The organism is Roseateles aquatilis (genome assembly GCF_002205645.1).
In the GTDB taxonomy this organism is placed as follows: Bacteria; Pseudomonadota; Gammaproteobacteria; order Burkholderiales; family Burkholderiaceae_C; genus Roseateles; species Roseateles aquatilis.
The window spans coordinates 56030-72087 of sequence record NZ_NIOF01000010.1 but is presented as its reverse complement, the minus strand read 5'-3'; the positions used below and the strand labels follow the sequence as shown (position 1 = coordinate 72087).

The following is a 16058-nucleotide window of genomic DNA, read 5'->3' as shown; positions in this document are numbered from 1 at the left end:
GTGACAAGGCGCAAGGCCCCGCGCGGGACTACGATGCCGCCCCATGACGCTCGAAACCATCGAACTCCAGACCCGCGAGACGCCCCGCTTCAGCATCGTCGTGCTGCACGGCCTCGGCGCGGACGGCAACGACTTCGTGCCGGTGTGCCAGGCGCTGGACCTGCGCGCGGTGATGGCGCGCGGCGGGCTGCGCTTCGTCCTGCCCAGCGCGCCGGAGATCCCGGTCACCATCAACAACGGCATGCGCATGCGCGCCTGGTACGACATCCGCCATGGCGACCTGAGCCAGCGCGAGGACGCCGACGGCCTGCGCGTCTCGCAGGCGCTGATCGAGGACCTCATCGCCCGCGAGGAACGCGAGCACGGCATCCCGCCGGAGCGGGTCGTGCTGATGGGTTTCTCGCAAGGCTGCGCGATGACGTTGATGACGGGGCTGCGGTATCCGAAGCGGCTGGCCGGCCTGGTCGGCCTGTCCGGCTACCTGCCGCTGCTCGGCACCACGGAGGCGGAGCGTGGCGCCGCCAACGTCGCCACGCCGATCTTCCTGGCCCATGGCAGCGGCGACGGCGTCGTCGTGCCCGCGCGTGCCCAGGCCTCGCTGGCGGAGCTGCGCCGGCTCGGCCACGACGTCGAGTGGCACGAGTACCCGATGGCCCACGAGGTCAGCATGGAGGAGATCCAGGACCTGCAGGCCTGGTTGGTGAAGACCCTGACCGCGGCGGCCGGCGCCCCTGGCGCGCCCGACGCGCCCACCGCGGACTGAGCCAGGACGGCCACCGAGCGCCTGTCGCGCAAAGCGGCGAGCACCGCACATCGGGCCCCGAATCCGTGGGGCGGCCGCCTCGGACTCCGGGAATGTCTTTGTTCCGAAGCCGGGGCGGCTTGCTATAACCGTCGCCGTCCCGCCCCTCCGGGCGCCTCTGCACACGGGCTTACCGGCCCGCACGGTCCATGCACGCATCCCTGCTCAAGTCCCTGCCGGCGCTGTCGCTGGCGATCCTGCCCTTCGCCCCGCTGGCCGCGGCCACGCCGCCGCAGACCGCGACCCCGGTCGCCGCCGCGGCGGCCTCGGTGGCATCGCCCACCGCCGCCAAGCTGCCCATCACCCATGACGTCTACGCCACCTGGCGCAGCATCCAGGGCACGCAGCTGAGCCGCGACGGGTCATGGATCGCGTATGCGCTGGTGGCGCAGGAGGCCGATGGCGAGCTGGTCCTGCGCCATGTCGCCGACGGCCGCGAGATCCGCGTCCCGCGCGGCACCGCGCCGGCCTTCAGCGCCGACGGTCGTTTCGTCGCCTTCGCGGTGCAGCCGACGCGCGCCGAGATCGACAAGGCCAAGAAGGACAAGAAGAAGGGTGACGACGCGCCCAAGCCCGGCGCCGCCGTGATGGACCTGGCCAGCGGCAAGGTCGAGACCGTCGAGCGCGTCAAGCGTTTCGCCTGGGCCAAGGACGGCGGCCAGCATCTGGCGATGCTGCTGGAGAGCCCGACCAAGAAGGACGGCGCCAAGGACGGCGCGGCGCCCAAGGCCGATCGGTCCTCCGACGGTTGGAGCGATGCATCGAGCGATGTCGCCGGCGACGGCGCCGCCGACCAGGAGGCCCTGTCCGACAGCCTGACCGGCCCCTCGCCGAAGAAAGCGCCCGGCACCGAGCTGATCCTGATCGACGCCGCCACGCTGCAGCGCCATGCGATCAAGGACGTGGCCGACTTCGTCTGGGCCAGGCAGGGCAGCCTGCTGGCCTATGCCGTGTCGGTGAAGGAGCCGGCCAAGGGCAGGCCCGCGGCACCGGCGGCCTCCGCGGCCGCCGCGTCGGGAACCGAGGCGAAGCCGGAGACGAAGGCCGAAGCCAAGGCTGACGACACCGCCCGCGAAGGCGTCTATCTGATCGATCCCGCCGAGCCCGCCAAGGCGCGCGCGGTGCTGGCCGGCGCCGGCAGCTACAAGCAGCTGCGCTTCGACGAGCAGGGCCGCCAACTGGCCTTCGTCAGCAGCCGCGACCACCTCGCCGCGATGAGCGCGGCCAAGGCGAAGAAGGCCGCCAGCGAGCGGGCGGACAAGTCCGAGAAATCGGACAAGGCCGACGCCGCCGACAAGGCCGATGCCAAGCCTGATCCGGTGCCCTACAAGCTCTTCCTGTGGAAGGCCGGCGCCGACGCCGCGTCGGTGCTGGTCTCCGCCGATACCGCCGGCATGCCCGCCGGCTGGACGCCGAGCGAGCACGCCCCGCTGAGCTTCAGCAAGGACGGCCAGCGCCTGTTCCTGGGCACCGCCGAGCTGCCCGCCGCCGAGCCCAAGGACGCGCCCGAGCCGCTGAAGGTCGACCTGTGGCACTGGAAGGATCCGGAGCTGCAATCGGCCCAGAAGGCCAAGGCCGATCGCGAGCGCGTGCGCAGCTACCGCGCCGTCGTGCACCTGGGCACCGACGTGGACGCGGCGCGCTTCGTGCAGCTCGCGACCAAGGACCTGCCCACCGTGCAGGTGAACGAGAACGGCCGCGTCGCGCTGGGCCTGAGCGAGCTGCCGTACCGCCAGTTGATGTCGTGGGAAGGCGCCTACATGGACGCCTACGCCGTCGACCTGCAGACCGGCGCGGCCAAGCCGCTGGGTCGCAAGCTGCGCCACGCGCCCAAGCTGTCGCCCGCCGGCAAGTACGTGCTGGGCTTCGACGCCGCCGCCGTGCGCTGGACGGCCTGGCGCACCGACACCGGCGCGGCGATCGACCTTACCGGCAAGATCAAGTCGCGCTTCGACAATGACGACCGTGACGTGCCGGACCTGCCCTCGCCCTACGGCGCCGCCGGCTGGACCGCCGATGACGACAGCGTCGTCGTGTACGACAAGTTCGACCTCTGGTCCGTCCAGCCCGCCACCGGCAAGGCCCAGAACCTGACGCAGGGTTGGGGCCGTCGTCAGCAGCTGGAGCTGCGCGTCGTGCCGCTGGACCCGGAGGACGCCGACCAGAAGCCGCTGCCCGCCGACGCGCTGACGCTGGCCGGCACGCACGACGTGACGCACGCCAGCGGCTACTACCGCGTCGACGCGACCGGCGGCCTGCCCAAGACGCTGATCCAGGACGACAAGATGATCGGCGGCCTGATCAAGGCCAAGGACGCCGACCGCGTTGTCTTCACGCAGCAGACCTTCAGCGAGTTCCCCAACCTGTGGACCTCGACGCTGTCGCTGCAATCGCCGCAGAAGATCAGCGACGCCAATCCGCAGCAATCGCAATACGCCTGGGGCACGCAGGAGCTGATCGAGTACACCGCCGCCGACGGCAAGAAGCTGCACGCGCTGCTGGCCAAGCCGGCCGGCTTCGACCCGAAGAAGCAGTACCCGATGATGGTCTACATCTACGAGAAGATGACGGACAACCGGTACCGCTTCGTGCCGCCGGCGCCGAGCCAGAACATCAACGTCAGCCGCTACGTCAGCAACGGCTACCTGGTGCTGCGCCCCGACATCGTCTACACGACCGGCCACCCCGGCCGCAGCGCGATGAACACGGTGATCCCGGCCGTGAAGCAGCAGATCGCCAAGGGCTACGTCGATCCCAAGCGCATCGGCATCCAGGGCCACAGCTGGGGCGCGTACCAGATCAACTACCTGATCACGCGCACGACGATGTTCCGCGCGGCGGAAGCCGGCGCGTCGATGGCCAACATGGTCAGCGGCTACGGCGGCATCCGCTGGGGCGCCGGCATCAGCCGCGCGTTCCAGTACGAGCACGGCCAGAGCCGCATCGGCGCCACGCCGTGGGACCGGCCCGACCTGTACGTGGAGAACTCGCCCATCTTCCAGGTCAACAAGGTCACCACGCCCTACCTGACCATCCACAACGACGACGACGACGCGGTGCCGTGGTACCAGGGCATCGAGTTCTTCACCGCGCTGCGCCGGCTGGGCAAGGAAGCCTACTGGTTCAACTACAACGGCGAGAAGCACGGCCTGCGGGACCGCGAGAACACCAAGCACTACACCGTGCACATGGCGGAGTTCTTCGACCATTACCTGCTCGGCAGCGCGCGCCCGGCGTGGATGGACCAGCCGGTGCCCTACCTGGAGCGCGGCAAGCGCGACGTGATGGGGCAGTTCAAGCCGGCGCCGCAACCCGGCGAAACCGCCGTGGCCAAAGGCCAGGCGACCCCGGCGCCCGCCGGCGCGGGCGCCACGGGCGGCGCGCGCTGACGCTCGCGCCGATCGGGTCGGTCAGGTCGGCCGGCCTGGCCGGTCCAACCGGTCAGGCCCCGACGGGGCGCGGGCGCTCAGCCGAGCCGCCCACGCTCCAGTCGATGCCGCTCGATCCGGGCGGGCTCGAAGCGGTCGATCAACGCCGCCATCAGCGCCTCGGCCCTGGCGGCGTTGTCCGCGCCGTAGTTGCAGACGTAGACGTCCAGCGTCACCGACGCCAGCTCCGGCCAGGTGTGCAGCGCCACGTGGGACTCGGCCAGCAGCAGCATGCCGGTGATGCCGCCCGGCTGTCCGTCGGCGGACGTGGGGAAGCGATGCCAGTGTTCGCCGACCACGCTCAGCCCGGCCGCCTCGGCGGCGGCGCGGGTGTGATGGGCGAGGCCGCGCTCGTCGGTCAGCAGCGCCGCGTTGGCGCAGCCGGACAGGTCGGCGGTGAGATGCAAGCCATTCATGGCGGCGCAGTGTAGGTCGCGGCGATCCTGGAAAAGCCGTCCGGCGGCCCCTGCCGAAGAGGGGCTGCGCGGGCGGACGTCAGTCCGCCGGCTGCCCGGCCTCGGCCAGCAGCGTGTGGCAGCGCTCCTCGTGCTGGGCGATCTCGGCCAGCGTGACCTCGATGTCGCTCAGTTGCTGCTGCAACTGGCTGCGGTGCTGCCCCAGCACGCCGAGGAACGCGCGCAGCTGCGGCACCGTGTCGGCCTGGCTGTCGTACATGTCGACGAGCTGCTTCACCTCCTGCAGCGAGAGCCCCAGCCGCTTGCCGCGCAGCGTCAGCTTGAGCCGCGTGCGGTCGCGCTGCGTGTAGACGCGGTTGCGGCCGGCGCGGGCCGGCGTCAGCAGGCCCATGTCCTCGTAGAAACGGATGGCGCGGGGGGTGATGTCGAACTCCGCCGCCAGCTCGGTGATGGTGAACAGCGGGCCCGCCGCGTCGCTGGCGTCCGGCAAGACGTCCTCGGGCAGGTCGTCGGCCGGGGTCGGGCGGGTTTCGGTGCTCATGGCTACACTGGCAAATGACGTTGACGTAAACGTAAGTCTAAAGCCATGGCCAATCCCCGCGAATCGGAACTCTCCTACCCCCTCGGCGACACGTTGCCCGCGCCGGGCGAGGCGCTCGAGGTCCTGCCCGGGCTGCGCTGGGTGCGGATGGGATTGCCCTTCGCGCTGGACCACATCAACCTCTGGCTGCTGCGCGACATCGTCGACGGCCGCGACGGCTGGACCATCGTCGACTGCGGCATCCACAACGACACGACCAAGGACAACTGGGAGCGGGTCTTCGCCGACCACCTGGACGGGCTGCCGGTGTTGCGCGTCATCGTCACGCACTTCCACCCCGACCACCTGGGACTGGGCCACTGGCTGACCGAGCGCTGGCAGTGCCGGCTGTGGATCAGCGCGACCGACTATCAGCTGGCGCGCGTCGCGTCGGCCTCGACCGTCGGCATGGGCGGCGAGGCGGCGGCCGCGTTCTTCGGCAGCCACGGGCTGACCGACCCGGAGGCGCTGGAGAAGATCCGCGGCCGGGCCAGCTATTACCCGAGCATGGTGCCGCGCGTGCCGGCGGCCTTCCGGCGCCTGATGGATGGCATGACCGTCCCCATCGGCGGCCATGACTGGCGCTGCATCGTCGGCCACGGCCATGCGCCGGAGCACATCAGCCTGTTCAGCGAATCGCTGGGCGTCATGATCTCCGGCGACATGGTGCTGCCGCGCATCTCGACCAACGTGTCGGTGGTGGACGTGGAGCCGGAGGCCGACCCGCTGCAGCTCTACCTGGAGTCGCTCGAACGCCTGCTGCCGCTGCCAGCGGAGACGCTGGTGCTGCCGGCCCACGGCAAGCCGTTCCGCGGCCTGCACGCCCGCATCGACCAGCTGCAGGAGCACCACCGCGAGCGCCTGGCCGAAGTGCTGGAAGCCTGCACCGCCAAGCCCTGTCACGCGGCGGAGCTGCTGCCGATGATGTTCCGGCGCAAGCTGGACCTGCATCAGACGACCTTCGCGATGGGCGAGGCGGTGGCCCACCTCCATCGCCTCTGGCTGGGCGGCCAACTGCGCCGCATGCTGGACGCGGACGGGGTTTACCGCTTCAGCGCCTGAACGCACGCACACGGGCGCTCAAGCGGGGTCCGGTCGGACTCAGCGCGGCGTTGATGGGTGGGGGTGGCTGTCCGACGTCCACAGGCGGGAGACAGTCGCCGCCGCCCCCGATCAGGGGCGGCGGCGCTGCGCCTTGTATGCATCAGTTTGTCGGTTGTGAGCGCGGATCTACGGATGCCCTCATGGCTTCAGGATCCTGGGCGCTACCGAGAGGGATCCGCCCATGCGGTTCTGACTCAGATGCGTTAGATGACAGCTGCGGGCAGTGTGCGCGCCACTCATATCAGCTACAAGCCCCCCCAAAGGGGGAAGTGCGAACGTTTACCGCTATCAGGTTGGACGATTGATTTCGGCGGTCTTCGTGGCTGTTTCGGCCATCCCGGACCTCGCGGCCGTCATGGGCCGCGCGACGGCCTCAGGCCTCGTCCATCAGCGGCAGCACCGCCTGCTTCAGGCGGTCGCGCGCGAGCTCGTACTCCGGCAGCACCGAGCGCACCACGGCCCAGAAGCGCGGGCTGTGGTTCATCTCCTTGAGGTGGGCCAGCTCATGCGCGACGACGTAGTCGATCAGCGCCGGCGAGAAATGGATCAGGCGCCAGTTGAGGCGGATCATCCCGTCGGCGCTGGCACTGCCCCAGCGCGTCTGCGCCGAGGACAGCCGCAGCCCGGTCATCGTCACGCCGAGCGGCTCGGCGAAGTGGCGGCAGCGCTGCTCGAAGCGGTGCCGCGCCTGGCGCTGCAGCCAGGCCTGCACCGTGTCGCGGATCTGCTCCGGCTCGGCGTTCTGCGGCAGGCCCAGGTAGAGCATGCGACGCGCGACCGTGGCCAGCGTCGGTTGCGCGTCGGCCTGGCCCTCGTCCAGTCGCGCGCCGGTCGAGGCCGGATCGAGCACGACGATCAGCGGCTCGCCCAGGTAGGGCAGGCTGCAGCCGTCGCCCCAGTGGATGCGCGCGGCCTGCGTGCGGCGCGTGCGCTCGCGCTGCTCGACCAGCTTGCGCAGGATCCAGTCGCCCTTCTGTTGCAGCGCGTTGTCGATGTCGGTCAGCGGCACCCACTTCGGTGCGGACACGCGCAGGCCGTCCTCGCTGACGGTGAAGCCGATGCTGCGGCGACGCGCGCGCTTGAGCTCGTAGGGGATCGCCTGCCCGTGCAGCAAGACCTGGCGCGCGGACGCTCCGCCGTCACCGCGCACGCGCGGCGACGGGACGAGCGGATCAGGCGCCGGACGCGGTGTCGAGGGCGTCAGGGGCGGCGTGGGCGGGGGGTCGCCGTCGAACAGCGACAACTGCGTGAAGTTCAGCAGTCCGGCCAGGCGCCGCAGCTTGGAGGGCAGCATGGGCTGCGAGTGTAATCAGGCGGTGGCCGGCGCGGGCGGCGGCGCGGGGGGCGCCGGCGGAGCGGGCGGCGCGGCCACCGCGGGGGCGCCCGCGTAGGCCTCGGGGTCGAGGACCCGCATCTCGGTCTCGATCCAGGCCTGCACTTCCTTCATGAGGTCGGTCGGCGTGCGGCCGGCGCTGGCGATCTGCGGGCCGATGGACACGTCGATCACGCCGGGCTTGAGCAGGAAGCTCTTGCGCGGCCAGCAGCGCGCGGAGCTCATTGCGATCGGCACCACCGGCTGGCCGGTCTCGATGGCCAGGCGCGTGCCGCCGGTCTTGTACTCGCCGGCCTTGCCGCGCGCGACGCGCGTGCCTTCCGGGAACATGATCACCCAGGTGCCCTGCGCCGCCAGCCGGCGACCTTGCGCGGCCACCTTGTTCCAGGCCTCGCTGCGCTTGCTGCGATCGATGTGGATCATGTCCAGCCGGGCCATCGACCAGCCGAAGAACGGGATGTAGATCAGCTCGCGCTTGAACACGTAGGCCAGCGGCCGCGGCATCAGCATCGGGTAGGCGAAGGTCTCCCAGGTCGACTGGTGCTTGGAGAGCAGGATCACCGACTGCTGCTCGTCGGTCGGCAGGTGCTCCATGCCGCGCACGCGCCAGCGCACGCCGCAGATCATGCGCGCGCCGCGGATGGCGATGCTGAGCCAGCCGGCGCACATCCAATACAGCCGGGTGCTGCTCAGGAACGGAGACGCCAGCACGACCGCGGAGCCCCAGGGCACGACGGTGACGATCAGGTACAGGACGAACAGGAAGGAACGTAGCGCGACGAGCATCAGCTCATATCTCCGGGGCCGGTGGCGGGTAGGACGGATTCGCCGCGCGACTCGGCGCGCGCGCGGCGTTCCTCATGGATGAGCGTGTCGGCGAACGCGGCCAGGTCCGCGTGCACCCGCGCGCCGGGTATCAGCGCGATCTGTTCCTGCAACTGGTCCTCGTCGACGCCCGCCAGCCGGTCGCCGCGCAGCAGGTGCGGCACGCAGCCGGCGTTGCGCGCCGTCTGCACGTCGCGCACGCTGGCGCCGACCATGTGGACCGCCGGCAGGTCCACGCCGAAGCGCTCGCCGATCTGCTCCAGCAGGCCGGGCAGCGGCTTGCGGCAGTTGCAGTTGTCCTCGGGCGTGTGCGGGCAGAAGAAGGCGGCGTCCAGACGCCCGCCCTTCTCCGCCAGCAGCTGATTCAGCCGCAGGTGCACCGCGTTCAGCGAGGCCATGTCGAGCAGGCCGCGGCCGATGCCGGGCTGGTTCGTGGCCATCACCGTGTGCCAGCCGGCGTGGTTCAAGCGCGCGACGGCCTCCAGCGCGCCGGGCAGCGGCTCGAGCTCCTCGGGCGACTTCACGTGGTCGTCGCGGTAGCGGTTGATCGTGCCGTCGCGGCCCAGGATCACCAGCTTCATGCCGTGCGAGTGGTCGGACCGGGTGGGCATGGTGGTCTCCGGGTGAAAGGATGCGGTCGGGCCGGGATCAGGCGGCCAGGCGCGACAGGTCGGCCACGCGGTTCATCGCCTCGTGCAGCTGCTTGAGCAGCGCCTGGCGATTCGCGCGCAGCGCCGGATCCTCGGCGTTGACCATCACGTCGTCGAAGAACGCGTCCACCGGCGCCTTCAATGCGGCCAGCGCCTTCAGCGAGCCGGCGTAGTCGTGCTGCTCGAAGAGCGCGTCGGCCTGCGGCTTCACGCCGGCCAGCGCGTCGGCCAGCGCCTTCTCCGCGGCCTCGGTCAGCAGCGCCGGGCTCACGTCCGTCGGCAGTTCGCCCTCGATCTTCTTGAGGATGTTGCCCACGCGCTTGTTAGCCGCGGCCAGCGAGGCCGATTCGGGCAGCGCCGCGAAGGCGCGCACCGCCTCCAGGCGGCGCGGCACGTCGCCCAGCCGCGCCGGGTTCAGCGCCAGCACCGCGTCGACTTCCTGGGCGCTGTAGCCCTGGTCGCGCAGGCTGACCGCGAGGCGGTCGGCGAAGAAGCCGAGCAACGCCGCGGTCGGGTCCTGGATCAGCTCGCCGAAGGCCGGCAGCGCGGCCTGGATCAGCGCGGGCAGGTCCAGGTGCATGCGGTTCTCGACCAGGATGCGGATCACCCCCAGCGCATGGCGGCGCAGCGCGAAGGGGTCCTTGTCGCCGGTGGGCAGTTGGCCGATGCCGAACAGGCCGACCAGCGTCTCCAGCTTGTCCGCCAGCGCCACGACGGTGCCGGTGTGGTTGCGCGGCAGCGCGTCGCCGGCGAAGCGCGGCTTGTAATGGTCCTCGATCGCCTTGGCGACGCCGTCGCGCAGGCCCTCGTGGCGGGCGTAGTAGCCGCCCATGATGCCCTGCAGCTCGGGGAACTCGCCCACCATGTCGGTCAGCAGGTCGGCCTTGGCCAGGCGCGCGGCTTCCTGCGCCTTGCTGTCGAGCACGTCGTACTCGTCCTTGGCCTCGACCGTGTAGGGGTGCTGCGCCATGCGCAGCTGGTTGACGATGCCGTGCGCGATCGCGCGCACGCGCTCGGCGCGGTCGCCCTGGCTGCCGAGCTTGCCGTGATAGACGACCTTGCCCAGGCCCTCGACGCGCGAGGCCAGCGTCTTCTTGCGGTCCTGGTCGAAGAAGAACTTCGCGTCGGCCAGACGCGGTCGCACGACGCGCTCGTTGCCCTCGACGACCTTGGACGCGTCGTCCGGATGCACGTTGCTGACGACCAGGAAGCGGTGCGTCAGCTTGCCGTGGCCGTCCAGCAGCGGGAAGTACTTCTGGTTGGCCTTCATCGTCAGGATCAGGCATTCCTGCGGGACGGCGAGGAATTCGGGTTCGAACTGGCACGACAGCACGTTCGGCAGCTCGACCAGCGCGTTGACCTCGTCCAGCAGCTCGGGCGCGTCGATGGGCGTCAGGCCCAGCGGCGCGGCCTTCGCCTGCAGCTGGCGGACGATCTCGGCGCGGCGCTGCTCGAAGGACGCGATGACCGCGCCCTCTTCGCGCAGCTGCTGCTCGTAGGTGTCGGCGCTCTTCAGCGTGATCGTGTCGACCTTGGCCTCGAAGCGATGGCCGCGCGTCGCGCGGCCCGACGTCAGGCCCAGCGCGGTCAGCTCGACGACGTCGTCGCCGTGCAGCGCCACCAGGCCGTGGGCCGGGCGGACGAACTTGACGTCGCTCCAGCCGTCGGCCAGTTGGTAGGTCATGACCTTGGGAATGGGCAGCTTGCCCAGCGCCTCGTCCAGCGCCTTCTGCAGGCCGTCGCGCAGCGACACGCCGGCCACGACGGTGTCCAGGAACAGTGCCTCGGCCTTGCCGTCCGGGGCGCGCTTCAGGCTGGGCACGACCGAGGCGTCAACGCCCGCCGCGGCCAGTTTCTTCAGCAGCGCGGGCGTGGCGTTGCCCGCGGCGTCCAGCGCGACGCTCACCGGCATCAGCTTCTGCTGCACCGCGCGGTCCGCGGCCTTGGCCGCCACGTCGGCGACGTGCACGGCAAGCCGGCGCGGCGTCGCGAACGCGGTCACCGCCGCGTCGGCGGCGGCCAGACCTTGCGCCTTCAGGCTGTCGGCCAGCACGGACGAGAAGGCCTCGCCCAGCTTCTTCAGCGCCTTGGGCGGCAATTCCTCGACAAACAATTCGACGAGAAGATTCTTCGTGGTCATGGGGATGATTTCCTCGGCTCGGGCTTCAGGCGGCGGCCTTCTTGTCGGCCGGATCGGCCGCGACGGCCTTCTCCACCTTGCCGGCGTTCTTCTTCTCGATCTGCGCGATCACCTCGTCGGCCCAGTCCTTCGGGGCCATCGGGAAACCGAGCCGCGCGCGGCTGTCCACGTAAGCCTGCGCGACGGCGCGAGCCAGGTTGCGGATGCGGCCGATGTAGGCGGCGCGCTCGGTCACGCTGATCGCGCCGCGCGCGTCCAGCAGGTTGAAGGTGTGGCCGGCCTTGAGCAGTTGCTCGTAGGCGGGCAGCGCCAGTTGCGAGTCCATCAGGTGCTTGGACTGCTTCTCGTGCGCGGCGAAGGCCTGCAGCAGGAAGTCGACGTCGCTGTGCTCGAAGTTGTAGGTCGACTGCTCGACCTCGTTCTGGTGGAACACGTCGCCGTAGGTCAGGCCGTCCGCGTAGACCAGGTCGTACACGGACTCCTTGCCTTGCAGGTACATCGCCAGGCGTTCCAGGCCGTAGGTGATCTCGCCGGTGATGGGCTTGCAGTCGATGCCGCCGACCTGCTGGAAGTAGGTGAACTGCGTCACCTCCATGCCGTTGAGCCAGACCTCCCAGCCCAGGCCCCAGCAGCCGAGGGTGGGGTTCTCCCAGTCGTCCTCGACGAAGCGCACGTCGTTCTTCTTCAGGTCGAAGCCCAGCGCCTCCAGCGAGCCCAGGTACAGCTCCAGGATGTTGGCCGGCGCCGGCTTGAGCACGACCTGGAACTGGTAATAGTGCTGCAGGCGATTCGGGTTCTCGCCGTAGCGGCCGTCCTTGGGGCGGCGGCTGGGCTGGACGTAGGCGGCCTTCCAGGGCTCCGGGCCAAGCGCGCGCAGGAACGTCGCGGTGTGGCTGGTACCGGCGCCGACTTCCATGTCGTAGGGCTGCAGCAGTGCGCAGCCTTGCTTGGACCAGTATTCCTGCAGGCGAAGGATCAATTGCTGGAAAGTCAGCATGGGGCGTCGGGCCTCGGGGCGGGGTTGGGGAAAACCGACCGATTCTATGTGTCCTGGCACGCCGCGCAGGCCGCCGTCGAGGCCGCGCGGCGACGGCCCGCGAAAGGCTTCAGCCCTGACCCCGGCCGGGGCCGCCGCGCCGCGTCAGCGCCGGCAGCACGAGCAGCGCCGCCAACGCCCACAAGGGCCACAGGCCCAGCGTCGACAGCCAGCGCGCATACGGCGTGACGCCGGCGCGACCGTCGACGGTGACCTCCAGCACGCCGGCCTGCTCCGCGGGCAGGCGCGCGACGACCCGGCCGCGGTGATCGACCTGCGCGGTCGCGCCGGTGTTGGTCGCGCGGACGATGGGCCGCTGGAACTCCAGCGCCCGCATCTGCGAGAACTGCAGGTGCTGGTCCTGCACCATGCGAGGCCCGAACCAGGCCAGGTTGCTGGCGTTGACGAGCACCGTCGCGGCCGGCTCGCCGTCGTCGAGCGCGCTGGCGACGAAGTCCTCGCCGAACAGATCCTCGTAGCAGATCAGCGGCCGCAGGCGCTGGCCGGCGAAGGCGAGCGCGCGCTGGTGCTGCCCGCTCGCCTGGTCGTCCATCGGGATGTTCATGGCCCTGACGAACCAGTGGAAGCCGGGCGGGATGAACTCCCCGAAGGGCAGCAGATGCCGCTTGCCGTAGTCGTAGGGCGTCGGCAGGCCCAGCGAGGCCAGCGAGTTCACGAAGCCGTCGCGCTCGTTGCCCAGGAAGGTGCCCAGCAGCAGCGGGCGCGCGGCGGCGTTGCGCTGCAGGCGCTGGACATGGTCGTCGTCCAGGTAGGCGAGCGGCAGCGGCAGGACGGACTCCGGCGTGATGACGATCTGGCCGCGGGCCGACTCGATCAGCGAGGTGAGCTGGTCGAGGTTGTCATTGAACAGGTCGCGGTCGAATTTCTGGTCCTGCGGGATGTTGGGCTGCACCAGCGAGACCGCCAGCGTGCCGGTCGATCGGGTGAACTCATGCGGCAGGAATTGCCCGGCGCCCACCGCGACGACCAGCGCGCCCAGCAGCGCCCAGCGCCGCGTCGCCAGCGCGGCGGCCAGCAACGCCGCCAGCGCGGCGATGCCGTAGACGCCGACGTAGGGCGCGAAGACCGCCAACGGGCCCTGGGCATGGGCGTATCCGCTGGCGATCCAGGGAAAGCCGGTGAGCAGCGTGGCGCGGGCCAGCTCGGCCGCCAGCCACGCCCCGGCGAGGGCCAGCGCGCGGCGCATCGGGGAGGTCGACGCCGCGATCCGCGCCGCGAGGCCCATCGCCGCCGCGTAGTACAGGGACAGGAACAGCGCCAGCAGCAGCACCGCCAGCGCCGACACGACCGCGGGCAGATGCCCGAAGTCGTGCATGCTGATGTAGAGCCACCAGAGCCCCGAGGCCAGCCAGCCGACGCCGAACAGCGCGCCGGTCAGCGCCGCGCGGCGCGGGCGCACGCCCTCGTCCAGGCAGGCCCAGAACAGCCAGGCCAGCGCCAGCGGTTGCAGCCACCAGGCGGGACTGGGCGCGAAGGACGCGGTGTGCAACGCGCCGACGACCAGCGCCAGCGCCGGGTGGCGCGATAGAGGACGCGACAGGGGACGGAGCGCCGTCCGCATCAGCCGCTGAGTTCGTCGGCCTCGGACGCCGGGGTGCGGGTCACCTTGAACCAGCGCACCGCGCCGCCGCGGTTGATCATCACCGCGAAACGCAGGCCGGCGATCTCGACCGTCTCGCCGCGGCGCGGCACGCGGCCGTGCTCGTGCGCGACCATGCCGCCGATGGTGTCGAAGTCGGCGTCGGACAGCTTCAGCCCGAAGGCGTCATTGACCGCGTCGATGTCGGCATCGCCAGCGACGCGGTAGCTGCCGTCCGCCAGCGTGTAGATGCCGGCGTCGCCGTCGCCGACGTCGACGTCGAATTCATCCTCGATCTCGCCGACGATCTCCTCCAGCACGTCCTCGATCGTGATCAGACCGGCGGTGTTGCCGAACTCGTCGATGACGATGGCCAGGTGATTGCGGTTGGAGCGGAAATCCCGCAGCAATTCGTTCAGGCCCTTGCTCTCGGGCACGAAAACTGCCGGGCGCAGGAGGGCGCGCACATTCAGCTCCGGCGCGCGCTGCAGCTTGAGCAGATCCTTGGCCAGGAGGATGCCGATGATGTTGTCCCGCTGGCCGTCGTAGACCGGGAAACGCGAGTGACCGGTGTCGATGACGGCGCCGAGCAGTTCGTCCGTGGTGGACTGGATGTCCAGCAGGTCCATGCGCGGGGCGGCGACCATGACGTCGCCGGCGCTGAGCTCGGCCATGCGCAGCACGCCTTCGAGCATCTGGCGCGACTCGGGCGCGATCAGGTCGCGCTCTTCGGCCTCGGCCAGCGTCTCGATCAGCTCGCTGGTCGAATCGGGGCCGGGATGGAGGAATTCGAGGACGCGGTCGAGCAGACCGCGATGATCGTTGCCGCGCCCGCCATGCTTGGCGGGCCGACTAGGCTGGGGTTCAGACACTGTGGTGTGTGCCGTCGTGGAGAAGCCGCCAGAATAACCGATTGACATTGACATTCGCTTGAAACACAGTCATCCGCCCCCAGGTTCTGGGCCCTTGCCTTCACCATCCGTCATCGAGTCATCGACCATGTCCACCGCCCCTGACACCGCCGCGGCCGCCCCGGGCCTGATCCCCGCCACCATCCTCACCGGCTTCCTGGGCTCGGGCAAGACCACGCTGCTCAAGCGCGTGCTGACCGAAACGCATGGCCAGAAGATCGCGGTCATCGAGAACGAGTTCGGAGAGGAGAACATCGACAACGACATCCTCGTCAGCGAGACCAACGAGCAGATCATCCAGCTCAGCAACGGCTGCGTCTGCTGCTCCATCCGCGAGGACCTGCGCACCACGCTGGCCGACCTGGCCGCCCGCCGCCGCAAGGGCGAGCTGGACTTCGAGCGTGTCGTCATCGAGACCACCGGCCTGGCCGATCCGGGCCCCGTCGCGCAGACCTTCTTCATGGACGACGAGATCGCGGAGACCTTCCTGCTGGACTCGATCCTGACGCTGGTCGACGCCAAACACGCGAACGAGCAGCTCGACACGCGCCAGGAGGCGCGCCGGCAGGTGGGCTTCGCCGACCAGCTGTTCCTGAGCAAGACCGACCTGGTGGACGCCGACGCCGTGGACGCGCTGTCGCACCGCCTCAAGCACATGAACCCGCGCGCGCCGCAACAGCGCGTGCACTTCGGCGAGGTGCCGATCAAGGACGTCTTCGACCTGCGCGGCTTCAACCTGAACGCCAAGCTGGAGATCGACCCCGCGTTCCTGAACGCCGACGATCATGACCACGACCACGGACATGACCATGGTCACGATCACGGCCACGAGGGCCACGACCACGCGCCCGGCGAGCACTGCGACCACCCGCACCACCACCATCATGACGATGACGTGAAGTCCTTCGTGTTCCGGTCGGAGCGTCCCTTCAATCCGGCCAAGCTGGAAGACTTCCTGGGCGCGATCGTGCAGGTGTACGGCCCGAAGATGCTGCGCTACAAGGGCGTGCTGAACATGAACGGCACCGACAAGAAGGTGATCTTCCAGGGCGTGCACCAACTGATGGGCTCGGACCTGGGCCCGAAATGGATGCCCGGAGAGAAGAAGGTCAGCAAGATGGTGTTCATCGGCATCGATCTGCCGAAGGACATCCTGTTGCAGGGGCTGGAAGGGTGCCTGGCTTAGTGCCACACTCGCTGACCAGGAGGGTGCGCTGGAGGTGGCTACAATCC

The 16058-nt window shown here is 70.0% G+C and carries 13 protein-coding genes; 4 read left to right on the top strand and 9 right to left on the bottom strand.

What is annotated here, in order from left to right; genetic code table 11:
- The first annotated feature begins 43 nt into the window (after nt 1–43).
- Nucleotides 44–763 (top strand): alpha/beta hydrolase, encoded by a 720-nt coding sequence (locus tag CDN99_RS19240; RefSeq protein WP_088386513.1) that lies wholly within the window; start codon nt 44–46, stop codon nt 761–763.
- Between the two features lie 188 nt (nt 764–951).
- Complete coding sequence (locus CDN99_RS19235) at nt 952–4191, top strand: S9 family peptidase (RefSeq protein ID WP_088386512.1); 3240 nt, start codon at nt 952–954, stop codon at nt 4189–4191.
- Between the two features lie 77 nt (nt 4192–4268).
- Here the strand turns inward: CDN99_RS19235 and speD are convergent, their stop codons facing one another.
- Both speD and CDN99_RS19225 read right to left on the bottom strand, forming a co-directional pair.
- Nucleotides 4269–4646 (bottom strand): adenosylmethionine decarboxylase, encoded by a 378-nt coding sequence (gene speD, locus CDN99_RS19230; protein WP_088386511.1) that lies wholly within the window; start codon nt 4644–4646, stop codon nt 4269–4271.
- Between the two features lie 79 nt (nt 4647–4725).
- A complete protein-coding gene (locus CDN99_RS19225; protein ID WP_088386510.1) occupies nt 4726–5187 on the bottom strand; it encodes a MerR family transcriptional regulator in 462 nt (153 codons plus the stop codon).
- A 45-nt stretch (nt 5188–5232) separates the two neighbouring features.
- Here CDN99_RS19225 and CDN99_RS19220 point away from each other — a divergent pair, with 45 nt between their 5' ends.
- Nucleotides 5233–6288, top strand: a complete 1056-nt coding sequence (locus CDN99_RS19220; RefSeq protein ID WP_088386509.1) for an MBL fold metallo-hydrolase — start codon at nt 5233–5235, stop codon at nt 6286–6288.
- Between the two features lie 415 nt (nt 6289–6703).
- Here CDN99_RS19220 and CDN99_RS19215 read toward each other — a convergent pair whose 3' ends face one another.
- From CDN99_RS19215 to CDN99_RS19185, 7 genes are all read right to left on the bottom strand, one after another.
- The gene (locus tag CDN99_RS19215; RefSeq protein WP_088386508.1) at nt 6704–7624 is read right to left on the bottom strand and encodes a M48 family metallopeptidase; all 921 of its coding nucleotides are present in this window, start codon (nt 7622–7624) and stop codon (nt 6704–6706) included.
- Nucleotides 7625–7639: 15 nt separating this feature from the next.
- Entirely contained in the window at nt 7640–8449 is an 810-nt protein-coding gene (locus tag CDN99_RS19210; protein ID WP_088386507.1) for a lysophospholipid acyltransferase family protein, read from the bottom strand.
- Complete coding sequence (gmhB, locus tag CDN99_RS19205) at nt 8449–9099, bottom strand: D-glycero-beta-D-manno-heptose 1,7-bisphosphate 7-phosphatase (protein ID WP_238139604.1); 651 nt, start codon at nt 9097–9099, stop codon at nt 8449–8451. The genes CDN99_RS19210 and gmhB overlap by 1 nt, the downstream gene beginning before the upstream one ends.
- Nucleotides 9100–9136: 37 nt before the next feature.
- Complete coding sequence (gene glyS / locus CDN99_RS19200) at nt 9137–11278, bottom strand: glycine--tRNA ligase subunit beta (protein ID WP_088386506.1); 2142 nt, start codon at nt 11276–11278, stop codon at nt 9137–9139.
- Nucleotides 11279–11303: 25 nt separating this feature from the next.
- Nucleotides 11304–12275 carry a glycine--tRNA ligase subunit alpha gene (gene glyQ, locus CDN99_RS19195; protein WP_088386505.1) on the bottom strand — a complete coding sequence of 324 codons (972 nt, stop codon included), beginning with the start codon at nt 12273–12275 and terminating at the stop codon, nt 11304–11306.
- 109 nt (nt 12276–12384) lie between these two features.
- The gene (lnt, locus tag CDN99_RS19190; protein ID WP_088386504.1) at nt 12385–13896 is read right to left on the bottom strand and encodes an apolipoprotein N-acyltransferase; all 1512 of its coding nucleotides are present in this window, start codon (nt 13894–13896) and stop codon (nt 12385–12387) included.
- Nucleotides 13896–14786, bottom strand: coding sequence for a CorC family transporter (locus CDN99_RS19185; RefSeq protein WP_238139603.1), 891 nt, complete (start codon nt 14784–14786; stop codon nt 13896–13898). Before CDN99_RS19185 ends, lnt begins: the two co-directional genes overlap by 1 nt.
- Nucleotides 14787–14913: 127 nt before the next feature.
- Between CDN99_RS19185 and CDN99_RS19180 the strand changes: the two genes are divergently transcribed.
- Nucleotides 14914–16011: a CobW family GTP-binding protein gene (locus CDN99_RS19180; RefSeq protein ID WP_088386502.1), complete on the top strand. Its 1098-nt coding sequence runs from the start codon at nt 14914–14916 to the stop codon at nt 16009–16011.
- The last annotated feature ends 47 nt before the right edge of the window (nt 16012–16058 follow it).

What these genes read in the sequence shown, in the direction of transcription:
- CDN99_RS19240 (WP_088386513.1), top strand. Translation starts at nt 44, where the DNA reads ATGACGCTCGAAACCATCGAACTCCAGACCCGCGAGACGCCCCGCTTC.
- CDN99_RS19235 (WP_088386512.1), top strand. Translation starts at nt 952, where the DNA reads ATGCACGCATCCCTGCTCAAGTCCCTGCCGGCGCTGTCGCTGGCGATC.
- speD (WP_088386511.1), bottom strand. Translation starts at nt 4,646, where the DNA reads ATGAATGGCTTGCATCTCACCGCCGACCTGTCCGGCTGCGCCAACGCG.
- CDN99_RS19225 (WP_088386510.1), bottom strand. Translation starts at nt 5,187, where the DNA reads ATGAGCACCGAAACCCGCCCGACCCCGGCCGACGACCTGCCCGAGGAC.
- CDN99_RS19220 (WP_088386509.1), top strand. Translation starts at nt 5,233, where the DNA reads ATGGCCAATCCCCGCGAATCGGAACTCTCCTACCCCCTCGGCGACACG.
- CDN99_RS19215 (WP_088386508.1), bottom strand. Translation starts at nt 7,624, where the DNA reads ATGCTGCCCTCCAAGCTGCGGCGCCTGGCCGGACTGCTGAACTTCACG.
- CDN99_RS19210 (WP_088386507.1), bottom strand. Translation starts at nt 8,449, where the DNA reads ATGCTCGTCGCGCTACGTTCCTTCCTGTTCGTCCTGTACCTGATCGTC.
- gmhB (WP_238139604.1), bottom strand. Translation starts at nt 9,099, where the DNA reads ATGCCCACCCGGTCCGACCACTCGCACGGCATGAAGCTGGTGATCCTG.
- glyS (WP_088386506.1), bottom strand. Translation starts at nt 11,278, where the DNA reads ATGACCACGAAGAATCTTCTCGTCGAATTGTTTGTCGAGGAATTGCCG.
- glyQ (WP_088386505.1), bottom strand. Translation starts at nt 12,275, where the DNA reads ATGCTGACTTTCCAGCAATTGATCCTTCGCCTGCAGGAATACTGGTCC.
- lnt (WP_088386504.1), bottom strand. Translation starts at nt 13,896, where the DNA reads ATGCGGACGGCGCTCCGTCCCCTGTCGCGTCCTCTATCGCGCCACCCG.
- CDN99_RS19180 (WP_088386502.1), top strand. Translation starts at nt 14,914, where the DNA reads ATGTCCACCGCCCCTGACACCGCCGCGGCCGCCCCGGGCCTGATCCCC.